This is a genomic window from Cupriavidus oxalaticus (assembly GCF_004768545.1).
In the GTDB taxonomy this organism is placed as follows: Bacteria; Pseudomonadota; Gammaproteobacteria; order Burkholderiales; family Burkholderiaceae; genus Cupriavidus; species Cupriavidus oxalaticus_A.
The window spans coordinates 1414200-1429000 of sequence record NZ_CP038634.1; the positions used below are offsets into that span (position 1 = coordinate 1414200).

General features: G+C 69.0%; 15 protein-coding genes. 9 read left to right on the forward strand and 6 right to left on the reverse strand.

Annotated elements, in window-relative coordinates; genetic code table 11:
• The gene (locus E0W60_RS06275; RefSeq protein ID WP_135703380.1) at nucleotides 1–468 is read right to left on the reverse strand and encodes a nucleoside deaminase; all 468 of its coding nucleotides are present in this window, start codon (nucleotides 466–468) and stop codon (nucleotides 1–3) included.
• A gap of 150 nt (nucleotides 469–618) precedes the next feature.
• Between E0W60_RS06275 and E0W60_RS06280 the strand changes: the two genes are divergently transcribed.
• Nucleotides 619–1509, forward strand: coding sequence for a LysR family transcriptional regulator (locus E0W60_RS06280; RefSeq protein WP_133097139.1), 891 nt, complete (start codon nucleotides 619–621; stop codon nucleotides 1507–1509).
• 8 nt (nucleotides 1510–1517) lie between these two features.
• Here E0W60_RS06280 and E0W60_RS06285 read toward each other — a convergent pair whose 3' ends face one another.
• Nucleotides 1518–1709: a hypothetical protein gene (locus E0W60_RS06285; protein ID WP_135703381.1), complete on the reverse strand. Its 192-nt coding sequence runs from the start codon at nucleotides 1707–1709 to the stop codon at nucleotides 1518–1520.
• A 267-nt stretch (nucleotides 1710–1976) separates the two neighbouring features.
• Here E0W60_RS06285 and E0W60_RS06290 point away from each other — a divergent pair, with 267 nt between their 5' ends.
• Entirely contained in the window at nucleotides 1977–2672 is a 696-nt protein-coding gene (locus E0W60_RS06290) for a phosphoribosyltransferase (protein WP_135703382.1), read from the forward strand.
• 34 nt (nucleotides 2673–2706) lie between these two features.
• Here E0W60_RS06290 and E0W60_RS06295 read toward each other — a convergent pair whose 3' ends face one another.
• The 4 genes from E0W60_RS06295 to E0W60_RS06310 form a co-directional block, all read right to left on the reverse strand.
• Entirely contained in the window at nucleotides 2707–3264 is a 558-nt protein-coding gene (locus E0W60_RS06295; protein WP_133097136.1) for a 3-isopropylmalate dehydratase, read from the reverse strand.
• Nucleotides 3265–3326: 62 nt separating this feature from the next.
• Complete coding sequence (locus E0W60_RS06300) at nucleotides 3327–4640, reverse strand: 3-isopropylmalate dehydratase large subunit (RefSeq protein WP_240745752.1); 1314 nt, start codon at nucleotides 4638–4640, stop codon at nucleotides 3327–3329.
• 2 nt (nucleotides 4641–4642) lie between these two features.
• Nucleotides 4643–5692: a tripartite tricarboxylate transporter substrate binding protein gene (locus E0W60_RS06305; protein ID WP_135703384.1), complete on the reverse strand. Its 1050-nt coding sequence runs from the start codon at nucleotides 5690–5692 to the stop codon at nucleotides 4643–4645.
• A gap of 88 nt (nucleotides 5693–5780) precedes the next feature.
• Nucleotides 5781–6563: a GntR family transcriptional regulator gene (locus E0W60_RS06310; protein ID WP_135703385.1), complete on the reverse strand. Its 783-nt coding sequence runs from the start codon at nucleotides 6561–6563 to the stop codon at nucleotides 5781–5783.
• A gap of 713 nt (nucleotides 6564–7276) precedes the next feature.
• Between E0W60_RS06310 and E0W60_RS06315 the strand changes: the two genes are divergently transcribed.
• The 7 genes from E0W60_RS06315 (at nucleotide 7277) to E0W60_RS06345 (ending at nucleotide 14780) form a co-directional block, all read left to right on the forward strand.
• The gene (locus E0W60_RS06315) at nucleotides 7277–8920 is read left to right on the forward strand and encodes a hypothetical protein (protein WP_135703386.1); all 1644 of its coding nucleotides are present in this window, start codon (nucleotides 7277–7279) and stop codon (nucleotides 8918–8920) included.
• A gap of 181 nt (nucleotides 8921–9101) precedes the next feature.
• The gene (locus E0W60_RS06320) at nucleotides 9102–9533 is read left to right on the forward strand and encodes a hypothetical protein (RefSeq protein ID WP_135703387.1); all 432 of its coding nucleotides are present in this window, start codon (nucleotides 9102–9104) and stop codon (nucleotides 9531–9533) included.
• On the forward strand, nucleotides 9530–10228 hold the full coding sequence (locus E0W60_RS06325) for a C39 family peptidase (RefSeq protein ID WP_135703388.1): 699 nt from the start codon (nucleotides 9530–9532) through the stop codon (nucleotides 10226–10228). Before E0W60_RS06320 ends, E0W60_RS06325 begins: the two co-directional genes overlap by 4 nt.
• A 10-nt stretch (nucleotides 10229–10238) precedes the next feature.
• Nucleotides 10239–11105 carry a flagellin gene (locus tag E0W60_RS06330; protein WP_135703389.1) on the forward strand — a complete coding sequence of 289 codons (867 nt, stop codon included), beginning with the start codon at nucleotides 10239–10241 and terminating at the stop codon, nucleotides 11103–11105.
• A 75-nt stretch (nucleotides 11106–11180) separates the two neighbouring features.
• Nucleotides 11181–12617, forward strand: coding sequence for an acetate kinase (locus E0W60_RS06335; RefSeq protein WP_133097128.1), 1437 nt, complete (start codon nucleotides 11181–11183; stop codon nucleotides 12615–12617).
• A gap of 228 nt (nucleotides 12618–12845) precedes the next feature.
• On the forward strand, nucleotides 12846–13358 hold the full coding sequence (locus E0W60_RS06340; RefSeq protein ID WP_133097127.1) for a DUF1269 domain-containing protein: 513 nt from the start codon (nucleotides 12846–12848) through the stop codon (nucleotides 13356–13358).
• A gap of 285 nt (nucleotides 13359–13643) precedes the next feature.
• Nucleotides 13644–14780 (forward strand): ABC transporter substrate-binding protein, encoded by a 1137-nt coding sequence (locus E0W60_RS06345; protein ID WP_133097126.1) that lies wholly within the window; start codon nucleotides 13644–13646, stop codon nucleotides 14778–14780.
• Nucleotides 14781–14801 lie beyond the last annotated feature (21 nt).

The window sequence follows — 14801 nt, forward strand, 5'->3', positions numbered from 1 at the left end:
TCAGCCGCGCGGAGCGTGCGGCGCGCGCGGGCCGTAGAGCTGGGCGGCGGACAGGTCTACCGGCAAGCGCGTCAGCGGCAGCGGGGGCGGATCCAGCGGCAGGCGCAGCGCCTGGTAGGCGGCCTCGCTGGACAAGCCGAAGGGCGCGGCATCGTTGTTGTCGAAGGCGTAGTAGACCGCCTGCACCCCGGCCATGGTCATCGCCGCCAGGCACATCGGGCAGGGATGGCCGCTGGCGTAGACCACGCTGCCGCGCAGGTCCGGACGGCCCAGCTTGCGCGCCGCGGCCCGCACCGCTTCCATTTCGGCGTGGGTGGTCGGGTCGTGGCTGTGCACGATGTCATTCACGCCGGTGGCAACGGCCTGGCCGTCGATGGCCAGCACGGCACCGAACGGACGACCGCCGCGTTTGCGATTGGCCGCGGCAAGGCGCACGGCCTCTCGCATGAATTCCTGGTGAGTGGTCATGGTTTGCGCAGGGATCCCGAAAAGTGAGTCCACGCTCGCAAGTCTTGCGGCATGGCAGGTGGCAGGCTGCACACTGTACGCGGGGGCTTGGTGATTGGGAAATTAAATGATGAAATCGCCGGCAGTGGAAAACCCAATGGAAAGCCGGCCATGCAGGACCCCCGACTCGATCCCGTGCTGTTGCAGAGTTTTGTCGCCGTGGCGGAAAGCGGCAGCTTTACCCGCGCAGCGCAGCGCGTGCACCTGACCCAGTCGACCGTCAGCCAGCAGGTGCGGCGGCTTGAAGACCAGCTCGGCTGCGTGCTGCTGGACCGCGGCGGGCGCTACGTGGTGACGACGCCGGAGGGGGAGCGGCTGCTGGGCTACGCGCGCCGCCTGCAGCAGCTGATGGCCGAGGCGGTCGGGCAGTTGCGCCAGAGCGCCGGCCAGGGCGAGATCCGCATCGGCGTGCCCGAGGATTTTGCCGCGCGGCCGCTGACGCCGGTGCTGGCCGGGTTTGCCGACGACTGGCCCGGGGTGCGCCTGGAAGTGACCAGCGGCATGAGCCACGAGCTGTGGCAGCGCTTCCAGGACCGCGAGCTAGACCTGGTGCTGGTCAAGCAGCGCGTGGCGCAGGCGCCGGGCATGGCGAGCTGGCCCGAGCCGCTGTGCTGGATCGACAGCCGCAGCCGCCCGGCGGTGGCGCGCGATCCGGTGCCGCTGGTGGCCTTTCCCGCCGGCGGGCTGTACCGCGGCGAGATGACGCACGCGCTCGACGCCGGCGGGCGGCGCTGGCGCATCGCCTTTGTCAGCGCGAGCCTGGCCAGCATACTGGCCGCCGTGGCGGACGGGCTCGGCATCACGCTGCTGCCGCGGCGGCTGGCCACGGCGCATCACGAGGTGCTGGATGGCGGCGGCTGGCCGGCGGCGGTGCCGGACGTCGAGCTGAGCCTGCACGCGCAGCCGGACCTGCCGGCCCCGGCGCGCGACATGGCCGCGCGCCTGGCCGCCCTGTGCGAGCGTGTCATGAGTTCCGGCGCGGCGGCGCCGGACGCCGGCTAGCGCAAGCGTCAGCCGAAGTATTCGTTGTAGTAGCGGGTGCAGGTGCCGGACGGCCGGAAGGTGTACGGCAGTTCGGCCAGCGCGGCGGCTTCGAGCGAGCCGAAGGGGATGTCGGGCGCGTTCAGGCTGGCGGCTTCAGTGGTGTCGGATTGATGGGCGGGATGCTGGGCGGGATGCTGGGCGTGGGCTTGCGAAGTCATTTTTGCGGTACGTCGAAGGCCGGACGGGCCGGCGATTGGCAACGCATCCATCCTAATGCGCCCGGGCCTCGCGATCAGCCCCCCTGCGTTGAACACACTGTTGCGCAATCGCGTCCAATCGCGGTGCCTTGTGAGACGTTGGCGGCGGATGAATGCAACTCGCCGGTTGCGCCGACGCCTTCCGCGGCAAGGTCTATATTGGCCGTGGGGCACCATCGTGCGGTGCTCCGGCCGGGAACCTGCCGGCCAGCCAACCGGGAGCGCGCAATGTCAGTCCCACCGTGCTTTGCCGATCGCCGCGAAGCCGGCCATTACCTTGGCCGCCGCCTGGCGGAGCTGGGCTTCGGCGCCGACAAGCTCGACCAGCCCGCACTGGTGCTGGCGCTGCCGCGCGGCGGCGTGCCGGTCGCCTTCGAGGTGGCGCGCGCGCTCGGTGCGCAGCTCGACGTGCTGCTGGTGCGCAAGATCGGCGCCACCGGCTACCCGGAGCTGGCGCTGGGCGCCGTGGTCGAGGGCGATGCCGCCGGCGGCGGGCCGCATACGGTGGTGAACGACGATCCCTGGGCGCGCCGAGCGGTGGAAAGCGGCAGCTTCGATGCCGAACGCGGGCGCCAGCTCGACGAGATCGCCAGGCGCCAGCAGCGCTATCGCGGCGGTGCGCCGGTGCCGGCGCGGGCCGGGCGTACCGTGATCGTGGTCGATGACGGCGTCGCCACCGGCGCGACCATGCGTGCCGCATTGGAAGGCGTGCGCATGGCGGGCGCCGCGCGGGTGATCGCGGCCACGCCGGTCGGCGCGCAGGAAGGGCTGGCCAGCCTGGAGGCGGCCGCCGACGAGGTGATCTGCCTGAATACGCCGCCCAACTTCGGTGCGGTTGGCTCTTTCTACCTGGATTTCACGCAGACCAGCGACGACGAGGCGCTCGGGCTGCTGCGCCAGGCCACCCCCACGCGCGCGGGCTGACGCGCCGGCGCCAGCGCCAGCGTCAGCGTCAGTATCAGGCCCGGGCGGCCAGGCGCCGCTTCAGGTGCGGAACCAACCCCCCGGCGCCGAGGATTTCGCGCAGGAAGCCAGGGATCGGCTCGCACGCCACCGTGCTGCCGTCGTCCAGGCGCAGCAGCGCCGTCTCCAGGTCCAGTGCCACCCGGGCGCCGTCGGCCAGCCGGGCGGCCTCCGCGCACACCAGCACCGGCAGTCCCAGGTTGATCGCGTTGCGGTAGAACAGCCCGCCGAACGACTGCGCCACCACCGCGCCCACACCCAGCTCGCGCAGCGCCTGCGGCGCTTGCTCGCGCGAGGAGCCGATGCCAAAGTTGGCGCCCGCTACCAGCACATCGCCCGGCCGCACGCTGCCTGGAAACTCGGGGCGCAGCGAGGCCAGGCAGTGCCGCGCCAGCACGGGCAGGGGCGATTTCATCAGCACGGCGGGAGCCATGGCATCGGTGTCGACGTTGTCGCCGAAACGCCAGATGCGGCCGGCCGGCGTTGGGGCCGTGGTTTGGGCCGCGGTTTGGGCCAGTGTGGGGGCCGGTGTGGGGGCGGTAAGGGCAGTCATGCAAGAGGTCAGGCCCGCCTGCGCGGGGCACGTGGTCAGGCCGCGTCGCTATGTCTATGTCTTTATGGCAGCAAGGTGCGCGGGTCGGTAATGCGGCCGGTGACAGCGCTGGCGGCCACGGTCATCGGCGAGCCCAGCCACACCGCGCTGCCGGCATCGCCCATGCGGCCGGAAAAATTGCGGGCGGTCGAGGCAATGGCGCTGCTGCCGGCCGGGAAGCGTGCGGCGCCATAGCCCGCGCAGGCGCCGCAGGCGTTGGGCAGCAGGCTGGCGCCGGCCTCGGCCAGGATGGCGAGCGTGCCTTCGCGTTCGGCCTGCTGCTGGTCGCGGCGCGAGGCGGCGGCCACCTGCAGCTTGACGCCCGGCGCGACCCTGCGTCCGCGCAACACGCGCGCGGCCATGCGCAGGTCTTCCAGCTTGGCGCCGGTGCAGGCGCCGAGGTAGGCGATCTGCACCGGCTCGCCGGCGGCCTGGTCGACCGGCGCGCTGTTGGCCGGCGAATGCGGCGCGGCCACCTGCGGCGCCAGCGCCGCGGCGTCGAAGCGGTGGTGCGCCAGCACGGGCGCCCGCGCGTCGGTGCGCCAGTGCGCCAGGTCGATCTGCGCCAGCACCTGCGCCGGCACGCCGGCCTGTGCCAGCCAGTCCAGCGTGACCGCATCGGGGGCGACCAGGCCGGTCTGCGCGCCCAGTTCGGCGCTCATGTTGGCCAGCGTCATGCGCTCCTGCATCGGCAGCGCGGCAACGGCGCTGCCGGTGTACTCGATCGCTTCATAGCGTCCGCCGCCCAGGCCGAGCGTGGCGCACAGGAACAGGTTGATGTCCTTGGCGCAGACCCCGGCTGCGAGCACGCCGTCCCATTCCAGCCGGATCGTGTGCGGCACGCGCAGCCAGATCTCGCCGGTGGCCAGCACGCCGGCCATCTCGGTGGCGCCCACGCCGAACATATAGGCGCCGAACGCCCCGCCGGTCGGGCTGTGGCTGTCGCCGCCGACGATCAGGCGGCCCGGCAGGACGTGCCCGCGTTCGGGCAGCACCACGTGGCAGATGCCTTCGGCATCGATCAGCTCGGCGCCGGCCTGGCGCGTCCAGTCGCGGGTGAAGCGCAGGATCGATTCGGCCTGGGCATCGCCGCCCGGCACGAAGTGATCGGTCACCACGACATAGCGCGACGGGTCCCACACGCTCACGCCGAGCTCCTGCAGCAGCGGCGCAACCCGGCGCGGGCCGCTGGAGTCGTGCGACATCGCCAGGTCGACCCGGCAGATCGCCACCGTGCCGATCTCGGCATAGTCCAGTCCGGCGGCGCGGGCGACCAGCTTCTGGGCTAGCGTCGCCGGCCTGGCCGCCGCCTCCGCGCAAGGGGAGTCCGCAGGCACGCTCATTCCGGCGATGCTCCCGAATACTTGACCACCGAGGCCCAGCGCTTGACGTCCTGCTTGACGAAGGCAGCAAATGCCTCGGGCGCCATGCCCACCGGCTGCGCACCGTCGTTTTCCAGGCGCTTGCGCACCGAGGGTGACTCCAGGCCTTTTCGCGCCGCCTGGTAGAGCGCCTGAGTTACCTCCGCAGGCATGCCGGCCGGCCCGAACAGGCCGAACCACGCGCTCGACTCGAAACCCTTGACGGTCGAGCCGATCGGCGCCGCGCCCGGGAACTGCGGCATCGGCGCCGGGCTGGTCACGCCCAGCACCTTGAGCTTGCCCGCGCGCACGTGCGGCAGCACGTTGATCGTGCTGGCGAACATCAGGTCGCACTGTCCGGCCAGCACGTCGGTGAGCGCCGGCGCAGTGCCCTTGTACGGGATGTTGACGATATAGGTGCCGGTCATCATCTTGAACATGTCGCCGGCCATGTGCAGCGACGAGCCGACCGAACCGATGGCGAAGTTCAGCTTGCCCGGCTCGGCGCGCGCCAGCCGGATCAGCTCGGGCACGCTATTGGCCGGCAGCTTCGGCGTGGCCACCAGCACGCTGGGTACGGTGGCGACCAGCGTGACCGGCGTGAAGTCCTGCACGGGGTCGAAGGGCAGCTTCTTGTACAGCGTGGCGTTGATGGTGTGGCTGGTGAAGCTCATCAGCAGCGTGCTGCCGTCCGGCGCGCTCTTGGCAACCAGGTCGGCGGCGATATTGCCGCCCGCGCCGGGCCGGTTCTCGACCACCACGGACTGCTCCAGCAGCTGCGACATCTCCTGGGCGATGGTGCGCGCCAGCGTGTCGGTGGTGCCGCCGGCGGGGGCGCCCACCAGGATCCGGATCGGCTTGCCGCCAGCGACCTGGCCCTGCCCCTGGGCAGCGGCGCCAAGCGGCAGGATCAGCCCGCAGGCGGCCAGGGCGGCCAGGCCGGAAACGCGGCGCAGCGCGGTGCGGCGCGCGGGCAGAGGCGGAGACTGACGGGTCGGGCTGGACGAAACCAGGCGGAACACTGGCATGACGACTCCTCGCTAGATGTGATCGGGAGTGCGCAGTATCGCCCGACTCGGGTGTCCGCGCATCCCGTGCCTTGCTGGCGCGGACGGATCAGTCGCGCAGGCCGGGGCGAGTCTCGCTTTCCACCCAGACGTTGGCGCTGTCCACGCCGGCGGGCGACAGTTCCATGCGGTATTCGTAGCGGTCGGGACGGTACTGCCCGAGCAGCAGCTGCACCGGGCGCCCGCCCTGGTCCTTCACCACGCGGCGCACCGCAAGCAGCGCGCCGCCTACCGGCACGTCCAGCAGCGGCGCCACCACCACGTCGGCCAGGCGTGCCGACAGTACCTGGCTTGCACGGCCCAGCTTGACGCCGCCGGCTTCCAGCAGCCGCAGCACCGGGGTTTCCTCGAGCGCCTTGCGCGAGATCGGGCGGCCCAGGTCCGCGGGCAGGTAGACGGTGATATGCGACAGAGGCCGGTTGCGGTAGTGGCGCACGCGCACGATCTTGATTACCGGATCGCCCGGCTGGAGCTGCAGCGACTCGGCCACGTCGGGCGTGGCGTGGACTTCGTCGATCGAGATCACCTTCACCGACGTCTTCTGGCCCATGTCGATGATGTTGTCGAGCAGGCTGGTGCCGCGCTCCTCGGTGGCCGACGCGGGACGCACGGGGTGCGGGTTGACGAAGGTGCCCAGCCCGCGATGGCGCCGCACCAGGCCTTCCTGCACCAGTCGGTCGAACACGCGGCGCATGGTCACGCGCGAGGCGTGGAACTGCTTGGCCAGGTCGATCTCTCCCGGCAGGGGACCCTGGCCGAAGCGTCCTTCGACGATCTGCTGGCGCAGTACCACGTAAATCTGGTGATACAGGGGAACGACGGCTTCACTCATGGTTTCCCTTGTGGAGAGATGACAAGTCTGTAATGCCTCTAATGTACTTTAAATCAGACATAGAGCCTAGCAGGGATAAGCGGCTGAGGCGATTCGGATACAACGTGGGCGCGCGGCTCCGCGGCATGACCTCCGCTTTGCGCCATGCCGGTGGCCGATCACACGGCGGCGGCTGTGCGCGTGGCGGGGGCGCCGCGGCATGGCCGGGCGCAGGAGCTTCTGACGGAAGGCGCCTATGACCGGAACCAGGCGGCGAAAAACGGACATCGCCGCAATGTGTGGCAGCCAACATGGGAGACGGGAGCCGCACCCGTGTAGTCGTGTTTCAGGCCCGATACGCGGCATGGCGCTTCGGGCAACTCCCAGGGCTATTCATAACTCTTTGAAATCTATTGGATTTTTTTGGGCTCCCTGCGCAGCCCCGGGGCCGCCAGGGGAGGCACTGTCACAGCGGTGTGACATGTCGTTTGGCGTGCACAGCAGGCAGGGCCCCATTGATGGCGCAAGCGGCTAGAAAGTTCCCCGACTGGTACCGGGCAGGCCTTGTATTACAAGGGTTTGCCGCCGCAGGTGGCGAAGCTGGCACCGATTATGCGCTAGGGCTGGTCGGTTTGGCAGGATGCCGGACCTGAACCTCCAGCCGTCGTTCCGGACTTGAGCGCCGGCCGGAGGCTGAGCCGCAGTGACACTGTGAATACTCCTGGGAGCTAGGAATGAAAAAGACCTTACTGGCGTCGGCGATTGCCATGGCATTTGCAAGTTCCGCATGGGCAAATCCGACCAACAACAACGACGTAGTGCGAGGCGGGGGCGACAACAACCAGTCGGCCACGGCAACCTCGACCCAAAGTGGTAGCGGTGCGGCGGCGAACGAATACTCGAATGCCATCCAAGCGAACGACAGCAGCACGAACACCAAGACCACGACTGTATCTGTCGACAAATCCAAGACCAACAACAGTTCCAACAACCGGACCAAGAGCGATTCCGACAACCATCTGAAGGCAGTGGCGGCCGGTGTCGGTAGCGCCGCCGCCGTGGGCGGGGCCGCATCGTCGAGCATCTCCGACGCATTCAACAAGACCACCGCTATCGCGGTGAGCAAGCTGAGTGGCACGGTGAGTGGCAACCATGTCCACAACATCGGCAACTATGCCTCGAACTCTGGTAACGCCAACGCCGCCGGCTACGGTGGCAAGGGCGGCACGGGCGGCAACGGCGGTGCTGGCGCAGGCGGTTCGGGCGGCGACGGTGCTGAAGGCGCAGTCGGTGCGCAGGCCTATGCCTCCAACGGCAGCGCCACGGCCGGCGACGCCAGGAGCGGAAAGGCCAACGCCGGCGATGGCGGAAACGGTGGCAAGGCCAGCAACTGGGGTGCCAATGGCGGCGACGGCTATGGCAAGGGCGGCAGCGCGCTTAGCGCGGCGGGCAGCAAGGGTGGCAGCGGCGGCGACGGCTATGGCAAGGGCGGCAGCTCCCTTAGCGCGGCAGGCAGCAAGGGTGGCAGCGGCGGCGACGGCTTCGGCAAGGGCGGCGGCGCACTGAGCGCCTCGCTCGGCGCGGGCGGGCGCGGCGGCAGCGCCGGCGCAATCGGCGGTGATGCCCTGGGTGCCAGCGCTGCGTTGGGCGGTCTCGCCGGTGCGGCCGGCGGCTCGGGCGGTGCCGGCGGCAGTGCCAACGGTATGGGTGGCGACACCGGTGGCGCCGGTGGCGCAGGTTCCAGCGGAGCTGCGGCCGGGACCAACACTGCTGGTTCTGGTTCTGGCACGGGCGGCGCCGCGAGCGGGACCGGTGGTGCGGGCGGCGCAGGCACCTCTTCCGCTTCTGCGACCGGCGGCGCTGGCAGCGGCACCGGCGCGGCGGGCGGCGCGAGCACTGCGGGCTCGTCGGCGGTGGCCGGAGCAGGTACGGGAACGGGCGGCGCGGGCGGCGCGAGCACCGCGACCTCGACGGCGTCAGGCGGCGCAGGCACGGGAACTGGCGGTGCCGGCGGCACGCAGACTGCCACGGGCGGCGCCGGTGGCGCTGGTGGTGCGGCGACCGCGGGCGCTGCCACCACGGCGGCCTCGAACGGCAGCGCGACGGCCGGCGACGGCGGTAGCGGCGGCGCCGGTGGCAATGGCGGCGCGGCAACCGGTGGTACCGGTGGCGCGGGCGGTGTCGGCAACGGTGGTGCAGGTGGCACCGGTGGCGCGGGCGGCTATGTCGTCGTCAATGCAGGCACGTTCGACATGTCCAACCTGATGACCAGCGTCGGCCAGTCCGCAGCGGGCGTCATGATGGCGAGCCAGAACAGCGGCGCAGCCTCGCTGACGCAGATGAGCGTGAACGTGCAGGCGAACGTCAACGCCAGGTAAGGCGCGCGGCACCGGCCCGGCCTGAGCCTTGTGCCAGGACGGGCCGGCACTTCGATCTCTTGCCGACAGGACCGGCGCCCGTACTGTGTGCGGGCGCCCGGCCCCTGTCCATGCCTACGCAGCCTAAATGCTTCGCGGCCGCCCGGATGGAGGCGCGCACGGGGCAGGGGAGGATGACACCATGCAATCGGTCCGCTTTGCCGTCGGGGCATTCGCGACGGTCCTGCTGGCCTGGCCAGCGCTGCAGGCCCGCGCGGAACCGCCGGGTCTGGAAGCTGCCATGGAAGCCGCGCGCAGTGCCCCGGCAGCTATCCAGGAAGTCGCGGCAGATACGACGCAGCCCGCGGTCAATAGTTTGTTTGGCGGGGTGGCGAAAGCTGTACCCGTGTCTAAACTAGACGATATCCGCGGTGGCGCGGAAGTCACCGTCAATGATATGCGCCTGCACGGCACGGTTGCCGACAACGCCGCGTGGGATGTCGTGACCGGTACAAACCGGATCACCGAAGGAGCATTCGCGAACGCGGCCGGGATACCCACCGCGATCCAGAACTCCGGCAACAACGTGCTGATCCAGAACGCAACGATCGTCAACGTCCAGTTCAGACCATGAAGCTGCTGCGCAACCTGTTGATGTCTGTGCCGTTCGCACTGGCCGCGGGGTTCAGCCCATGTGTCAATGCCGCGGATGCCTACATCTACGGTCCGGTCGGCGAACCCTACAGCGTCAGGGTCACCAGCGTTCGCGAAGCGCGCTTCAAATCCACGATCCGCCAGCAATACGATTTCAGTTGCGGCTCTGCCGCGGTGGCCACGCTGCTGACCTACCAGTACGGCCATCCGATGAACGAGGCCACGGTGTTCCAGACCATGTACCTCAACGGTGACCAGGCAAAGATCCGCGCCGAGGGGTTCTCGCTGCTGGACATGAAACGTTTCCTGGCAGCGCTCGGCTACGAGGCGGACGGCTATGAGCTGCCGCTGTCCAAGCTCGAGGAAACGCAGATCCCGGCCATCGTGCTGATCGTGGAAAACGGCTACCACCATTTCGTGGTGGTCAAGGGTGTAAAAGGCAACCGCGTGCTGGTCGGTGATCCAGCCCGCGGAACACGTGCCATGTCACGCGAGCACTTCGAGAAAGTATGGGAAAGCCAGCTGTTGTTCGTGATCCACAACCGCACGGACAACGCGCGCTTCAACCTGGCCGCGGACTGGCGCCTGGCGCCCAGCGGCCCTTACTGGATGGGAGTCAACCGGGATAGCCTGTTCTTCACCGTCATGCCCAAGCATGGCGTTGGCGATTTCTGAGGAATGCATCATGTTGCAGACTTCCCTCCCGACCCCAGCAGCGCCTCGCACCGCCACGTCGGCGGCCGCGATGCTGCTTGGTGCGGGCCTGGCCTGTGCCGGCGTGGCACATGCCAGTTCGCTACCCCAGCCCGACAGCCTCGACCCGTCGGCGCTGCCGTCGCAGGCCGCTTCTGCCAGCGACCGGGACCCTACACCCGTGGCTGCCGCGCGCGGCAGCATGGCCGGCTGGAAACCGGTCGCGCATGACAAGCTTGACGAGATGCGGGGCGGCTTCGAGATGTCGGGCCTGCAGGTTTCGTTCGGTATCGAACGCGCTGTGTACATCAACGGGGCCCTGGTCGTCGCAACCAGCATTAACATCCCGGACGTCGGACGCATCACCGCGGACCAGGCGGCGCGCCTGGCGACGACGCTGGGCCCCGCCATCATTGCTTCCACCAACGCCGCGGTCGATAGCGCGCTGGCGGGCGTCACGGCCGGCGCTCAGGGTGGCGCGAACGGGTCCGCCGGTAGTGCGAGTGCCGGCGCCGCAGGGGCTTCCTCGGCCACGTCGGCTGCGGCCAACGGCGGCAGCGCCAGTGCCAGCGGCGCCGCGGGCGCGGCCGGCCTGCCCGCTGCCGTGGTGTCGACCGGCACGGGCCAGGTGGTGACCAACGGCTTGCTGAACGTGATCCAGAACGGCCCTGGCAACTCGGCCGCGGTGGCGGCGCTGGCCGGCACGCCCACCACGGTGATTCAGAACAGCATGGACAACCAGAGCATCCGGAGCCTGATGACAATCGACGCAAGCGTGAATACGCTGCAGGCCTTCCGGTCGCAATTGGCCAACGCGACGCTGCAGGATGCGTTGATGCGGGCCGCCAGCATGAGGTAATCGTAGCGAAGCAGCAGGCACTACAGGTTGCGGGCTCCTGACAACAGCCCGCCCGTCCCGGGGGAGGAAGACGTGATGAAGAAGCGGTCGATGCAGGGCATCCGGAATGCCGGATGCTCGACGTTGCTGTTGCTCGGCGGCCTGGCGCAGGCCCAGACGCCCGATGCGGGGGGACCCGCGGCAGGCCTGGAATCGCTGCAAAGGGAACTCGCCGAACAAGCCACCCAGCTCGACGCCATGAAGCGGGCGCTGGCCGAACAAGAGGCAGTCATTCGCGAGCTGCGCAGCGTCATCAGCAACGAGGTATTGGCCACCAAGCGCGGCGGCCAGGGTGTCGGGGGCGGTGTGTCGCCCTCCAACAACGCCACCAATGCCGCCACCGCTGCGGCGGCGGCCAGCGCGGCGCAGAGCGCGCCCAACGCGGTCAACAACCCGCAGCAGATCACGCTGCAGCCGCCGCAGGATGTCGCGCAGGGCCCGCAGGCGGGCGAGTCCGCCAACCCCCAGACCGTGGCCGTGGAAGAACCCGTGGGCCGTCCGCCCGAGCGCGAGACCCGGCCGCCCGAGATCGCGCCGATCATCGACCAGCCCGGCGTGCTGACCGCACAGGGCAAGCTGGTGCTCGAGCCAGGCTTCCAGTACGGCTACTCCTCCAACAACCGCGTGGCGCTGGTCGGCTATACGGTGATCCCCGCGATCCTGATCGGCCTGCTCGACGTGCGCGAGGTCAAGACCTCGACCTACATCCCGTCGATCGCGCTGCGCTATGGCGTGACCAAGCGGCTGGAAGTCGAGGCCAAGGTGCCTTACGTGCATACGTCGGGCTCGACCGTGAGCCGTGAAGTCTTCACCGGCACCGCCGTCGACAACGTGTTCAATGCCAGTGGTAGCGGCATTGGCGACGTCGAGGCGACCGTGCGCTACCAGCTGAACTACGGCAACGAGAAAATCCCGTACTTCGTTGGCTGGCTGCGCTACAAGTCCGCCACCGGCAGGGACCCGTTCGAAGTGGTGACCGATTGCGTGACGCGTTGCATAGGCAATACCACCGGCACCGGCCTGCCGCTCAGCATGCCGACCGGCACCGGCTTCCAGGCAATCCAGCCAGGTATCACCTGGCTGCTGCCGACCGATCCGGCGGTGTTCTTCGGCACCTTCAGCTACCTGCACAACTTTGCGCGCGACAACGTCAGCCGCACCGTGCTCAACGGCCAGACGGAGAACCTGGGCAAGATCGCCCCGGGCGATATCTTCGAGTTCAGCTTTGGCATGGGCCTGTCGCTCAACGAGAAGGCGTCGTTCAGTATCGGCTATGACCAGGCCATCATCTGGCCGACCAAGCAGAACGGACAGACTGTGCCAGGCTCGGTGCGCATCACGCAAGGCACGCTGCTGGTGGGCTACTCGTACCGCTTCAACGACCGCTACACGCTGAACCTGTCGGTGGGTGCGGGCCTGACTCGTGACACGCCCGACCTGCAGGTCAACCTGCGCCTGCCGATCACTTTCTGAGGCGGCTTTCGCCGCGCTTTTCCAGGCGTTTCTGACTCACGTGACGTGTGCCTTGCAGCAGGCAGGGCACGCGTGCGCGTCACATGCGCGCGCGCACGCGTAGCGCCCCGGCACTTGCCTTGCGCTTGCCCCCCGAACGGCGTACAACGAAATAACCCCGCGCCGTCAGCGGTACTTTCTCACCCGGTCTACCCACACCATCGGCGCGGCCTGAACAAGGAGAGAGACATGCGCAAACGCATCTTCTGGTTGTTGCCCGACGTGGCGAGCGCCCGCCGCACCATGGACGACCTGCTGCTCGCCCGCGTCGAGAACCGCCGCATCCACTTCGTGGCGCGCGACGGCGAAGACATGACGGGCCTGCACGAGGCCAACCTGTTCCAGACCTCCGATATCGTCCATGCCGCGGAAATGGGCCTGGTGGTCGGTGGCGGCGTGGGCGTGGTGGCCGGCGCGGTGGTGGCGATGTTCCCGATCGTCAGCGATACGCCGCAATGGGGCCTGGTCGGGGTGCTGGCGGTGCTCGGCGCGGTGTTCGGCGCATGGGCCGCGAGCATGATCGGCAGTTCCGCGCCCAACAGCCGCCTGCGCGCGTTCGAGAAGGACATCGAGGCGGGCAAGATCCTGCTGATGGTCGACGTGCCGCGCGGCCGCGTCGAGGAAATCGAAACGCTGCTGCAGAACGCGCACCCGGAAGCCCGTTTCGCCGGTCTCGATCCGGCCGTGCCGGCCTTCCCCTGATCCGTCCGCAGCAAGCCTTGCCGTCGCGACGGCAAGGCCATTCGCAGTCTCTCTCGTGCGCCCGCGCGGCGCACTTTGACGCGCATCTCTTAGCGCGTAGCTGGCCACGCCGGAACCGCCCTCCGGTTCCGGTGTGATGCCGCTGCAACACCCCACCACCTCCTGTTTGCCCTGACCTGGCGCATGCGGTAATTTTCGCAACGGCGCATGGCCGTTGCCGTGCGCAGCGCGCGTAAGCTCGCAACAGCGCGCATCAGAATAACGACATACCAGAGGGGGCAATCGATGAAGGCGAAATGGATCGCGTGCGGCATGCTGGCCGCCACGCTTGGATGGGCCGTGCAAACGGCGCAGGCGGAACCGGGCGTGACCCGCAACACCATCCGCATCGGCCAGTCGGCCGGCATCACCGGCCCCGTCGCCGGTTCGGTCAAGGAACAGATCGCCGGCGCGCAGGTGTACCTGCGCACGGTCAACGCCAGCGGCGGCGTGGCGGGCCGGCGCATCGAGCTGGTCACCTACGACGATGGCTTCGATGCCAAGCGCACGCCGGACAACGTGCGCAAACTGCTCGACGAAGACAAGGTGTTCGCGCTGTTCATGGTGCGCGGCACGCCGCAGAACGAGAGCATCCTGCCGCTGGTCGCCGCGCACAAGGTGCCACTGGTGGCGCCGCTGACCGGCGCGATCACGCTGCACCGGCCGGTGAACCGCTACGTGTTCAACGTGCGCGCCAAGTACCAGGATGAAGTCGCGCGCGCGATCAACCACCTGGCCACCACCGGCATGAGCCGGATCGGCATTTTCCACACCACCGACGGCTTCGGCCAGGACGTGCTCGAAGGCTATACCACCGCGCTGCAGGCGCGCGGCGTGCAGCCGGCGGCGACCGTCAGCTTCGCGCGGCCGATGGGCGACATCAGCCAGGGCGTTGCCACCATGAACAAGGCTAACCCGCAGGCGGTGCTGGTGATCGGCTCGGGCTCGGAAGCCGCGCGCATCATCCGCGAGCTGCGCAGCGCCGGCAGCCAGGCGCAGTTCGTCACGCTGTCTAACAACGCTGCCGATTCCTTTATCCGCGAGCTGGGCGACGATGCGCGCGGCCTGATCATCACGCAGGTGGTGCCGGGCACCAACTCCAGCCAGATGACGCTTGCCAGCGAATACCGCAGCCAGGCCCGCCAGCAGGGCGTGGAGCCGTCCAACGCCGGCATGGAAGGCTTCATGTCGGCCAAGGTGCTGGTGGAAGGCCTGCGCCGCGCCGGGCCCGAGCCGACGCGCGAGCGCCTGGTCAGCGCGCTCGAAGGCCTGCGCGACTACGACCTCGGCGGCATCCTGATCAGCTACAGCCCCACGCGCCATACCGGCTCGTCCTTCGTCGAGATGTCGATCGTCTCGTCCACCGGCAAGCTGATCCGCTGAGCGGGCGGGCGGACAGGCCTG

Bases quoted from the DNA above. Each gene is read 5' to 3' on its own strand.
- E0W60_RS06315 (WP_135703386.1), top strand. From the start codon at position 7,277: ATGAAAAAGACCTTACTGGCGTCGGCGATTGCCATGGCATTTGCAAGT.
- E0W60_RS06320 (WP_135703387.1), top strand. From the start codon at position 9,102: ATGCAATCGGTCCGCTTTGCCGTCGGGGCATTCGCGACGGTCCTGCTG.
- E0W60_RS06285 (WP_135703381.1), bottom strand. From the start codon at position 1,709: ATGACTTCGCAAGCCCACGCCCAGCATCCCGCCCAGCATCCCGCCCAT.
- E0W60_RS06325 (WP_135703388.1), top strand. From the start codon at position 9,530: ATGAAGCTGCTGCGCAACCTGTTGATGTCTGTGCCGTTCGCACTGGCC.
- E0W60_RS06340 (WP_133097127.1), top strand. From the start codon at position 12,846: ATGCGCAAACGCATCTTCTGGTTGTTGCCCGACGTGGCGAGCGCCCGC.
- E0W60_RS06275 (WP_135703380.1), bottom strand. From the start codon at position 468: ATGACCACTCACCAGGAATTCATGCGAGAGGCCGTGCGCCTTGCCGCG.
- E0W60_RS06330 (WP_135703389.1), top strand. From the start codon at position 10,239: ATGTTGCAGACTTCCCTCCCGACCCCAGCAGCGCCTCGCACCGCCACG.
- E0W60_RS06310 (WP_135703385.1), bottom strand. From the start codon at position 6,563: ATGAGTGAAGCCGTCGTTCCCCTGTATCACCAGATTTACGTGGTACTG.
- E0W60_RS06295 (WP_133097136.1), bottom strand. From the start codon at position 3,264: ATGACTGCCCTTACCGCCCCCACACCGGCCCCCACACTGGCCCAAACC.
- E0W60_RS06305 (WP_135703384.1), bottom strand. From the start codon at position 5,692: ATGCCAGTGTTCCGCCTGGTTTCGTCCAGCCCGACCCGTCAGTCTCCG.
- E0W60_RS06280 (WP_133097139.1), top strand. From the start codon at position 619: ATGCAGGACCCCCGACTCGATCCCGTGCTGTTGCAGAGTTTTGTCGCC.
- E0W60_RS06345 (WP_133097126.1), top strand. From the start codon at position 13,644: ATGAAGGCGAAATGGATCGCGTGCGGCATGCTGGCCGCCACGCTTGGA.
- E0W60_RS06290 (WP_135703382.1), top strand. From the start codon at position 1,977: ATGTCAGTCCCACCGTGCTTTGCCGATCGCCGCGAAGCCGGCCATTAC.
- E0W60_RS06335 (WP_133097128.1), top strand. From the start codon at position 11,181: ATGAAGAAGCGGTCGATGCAGGGCATCCGGAATGCCGGATGCTCGACG.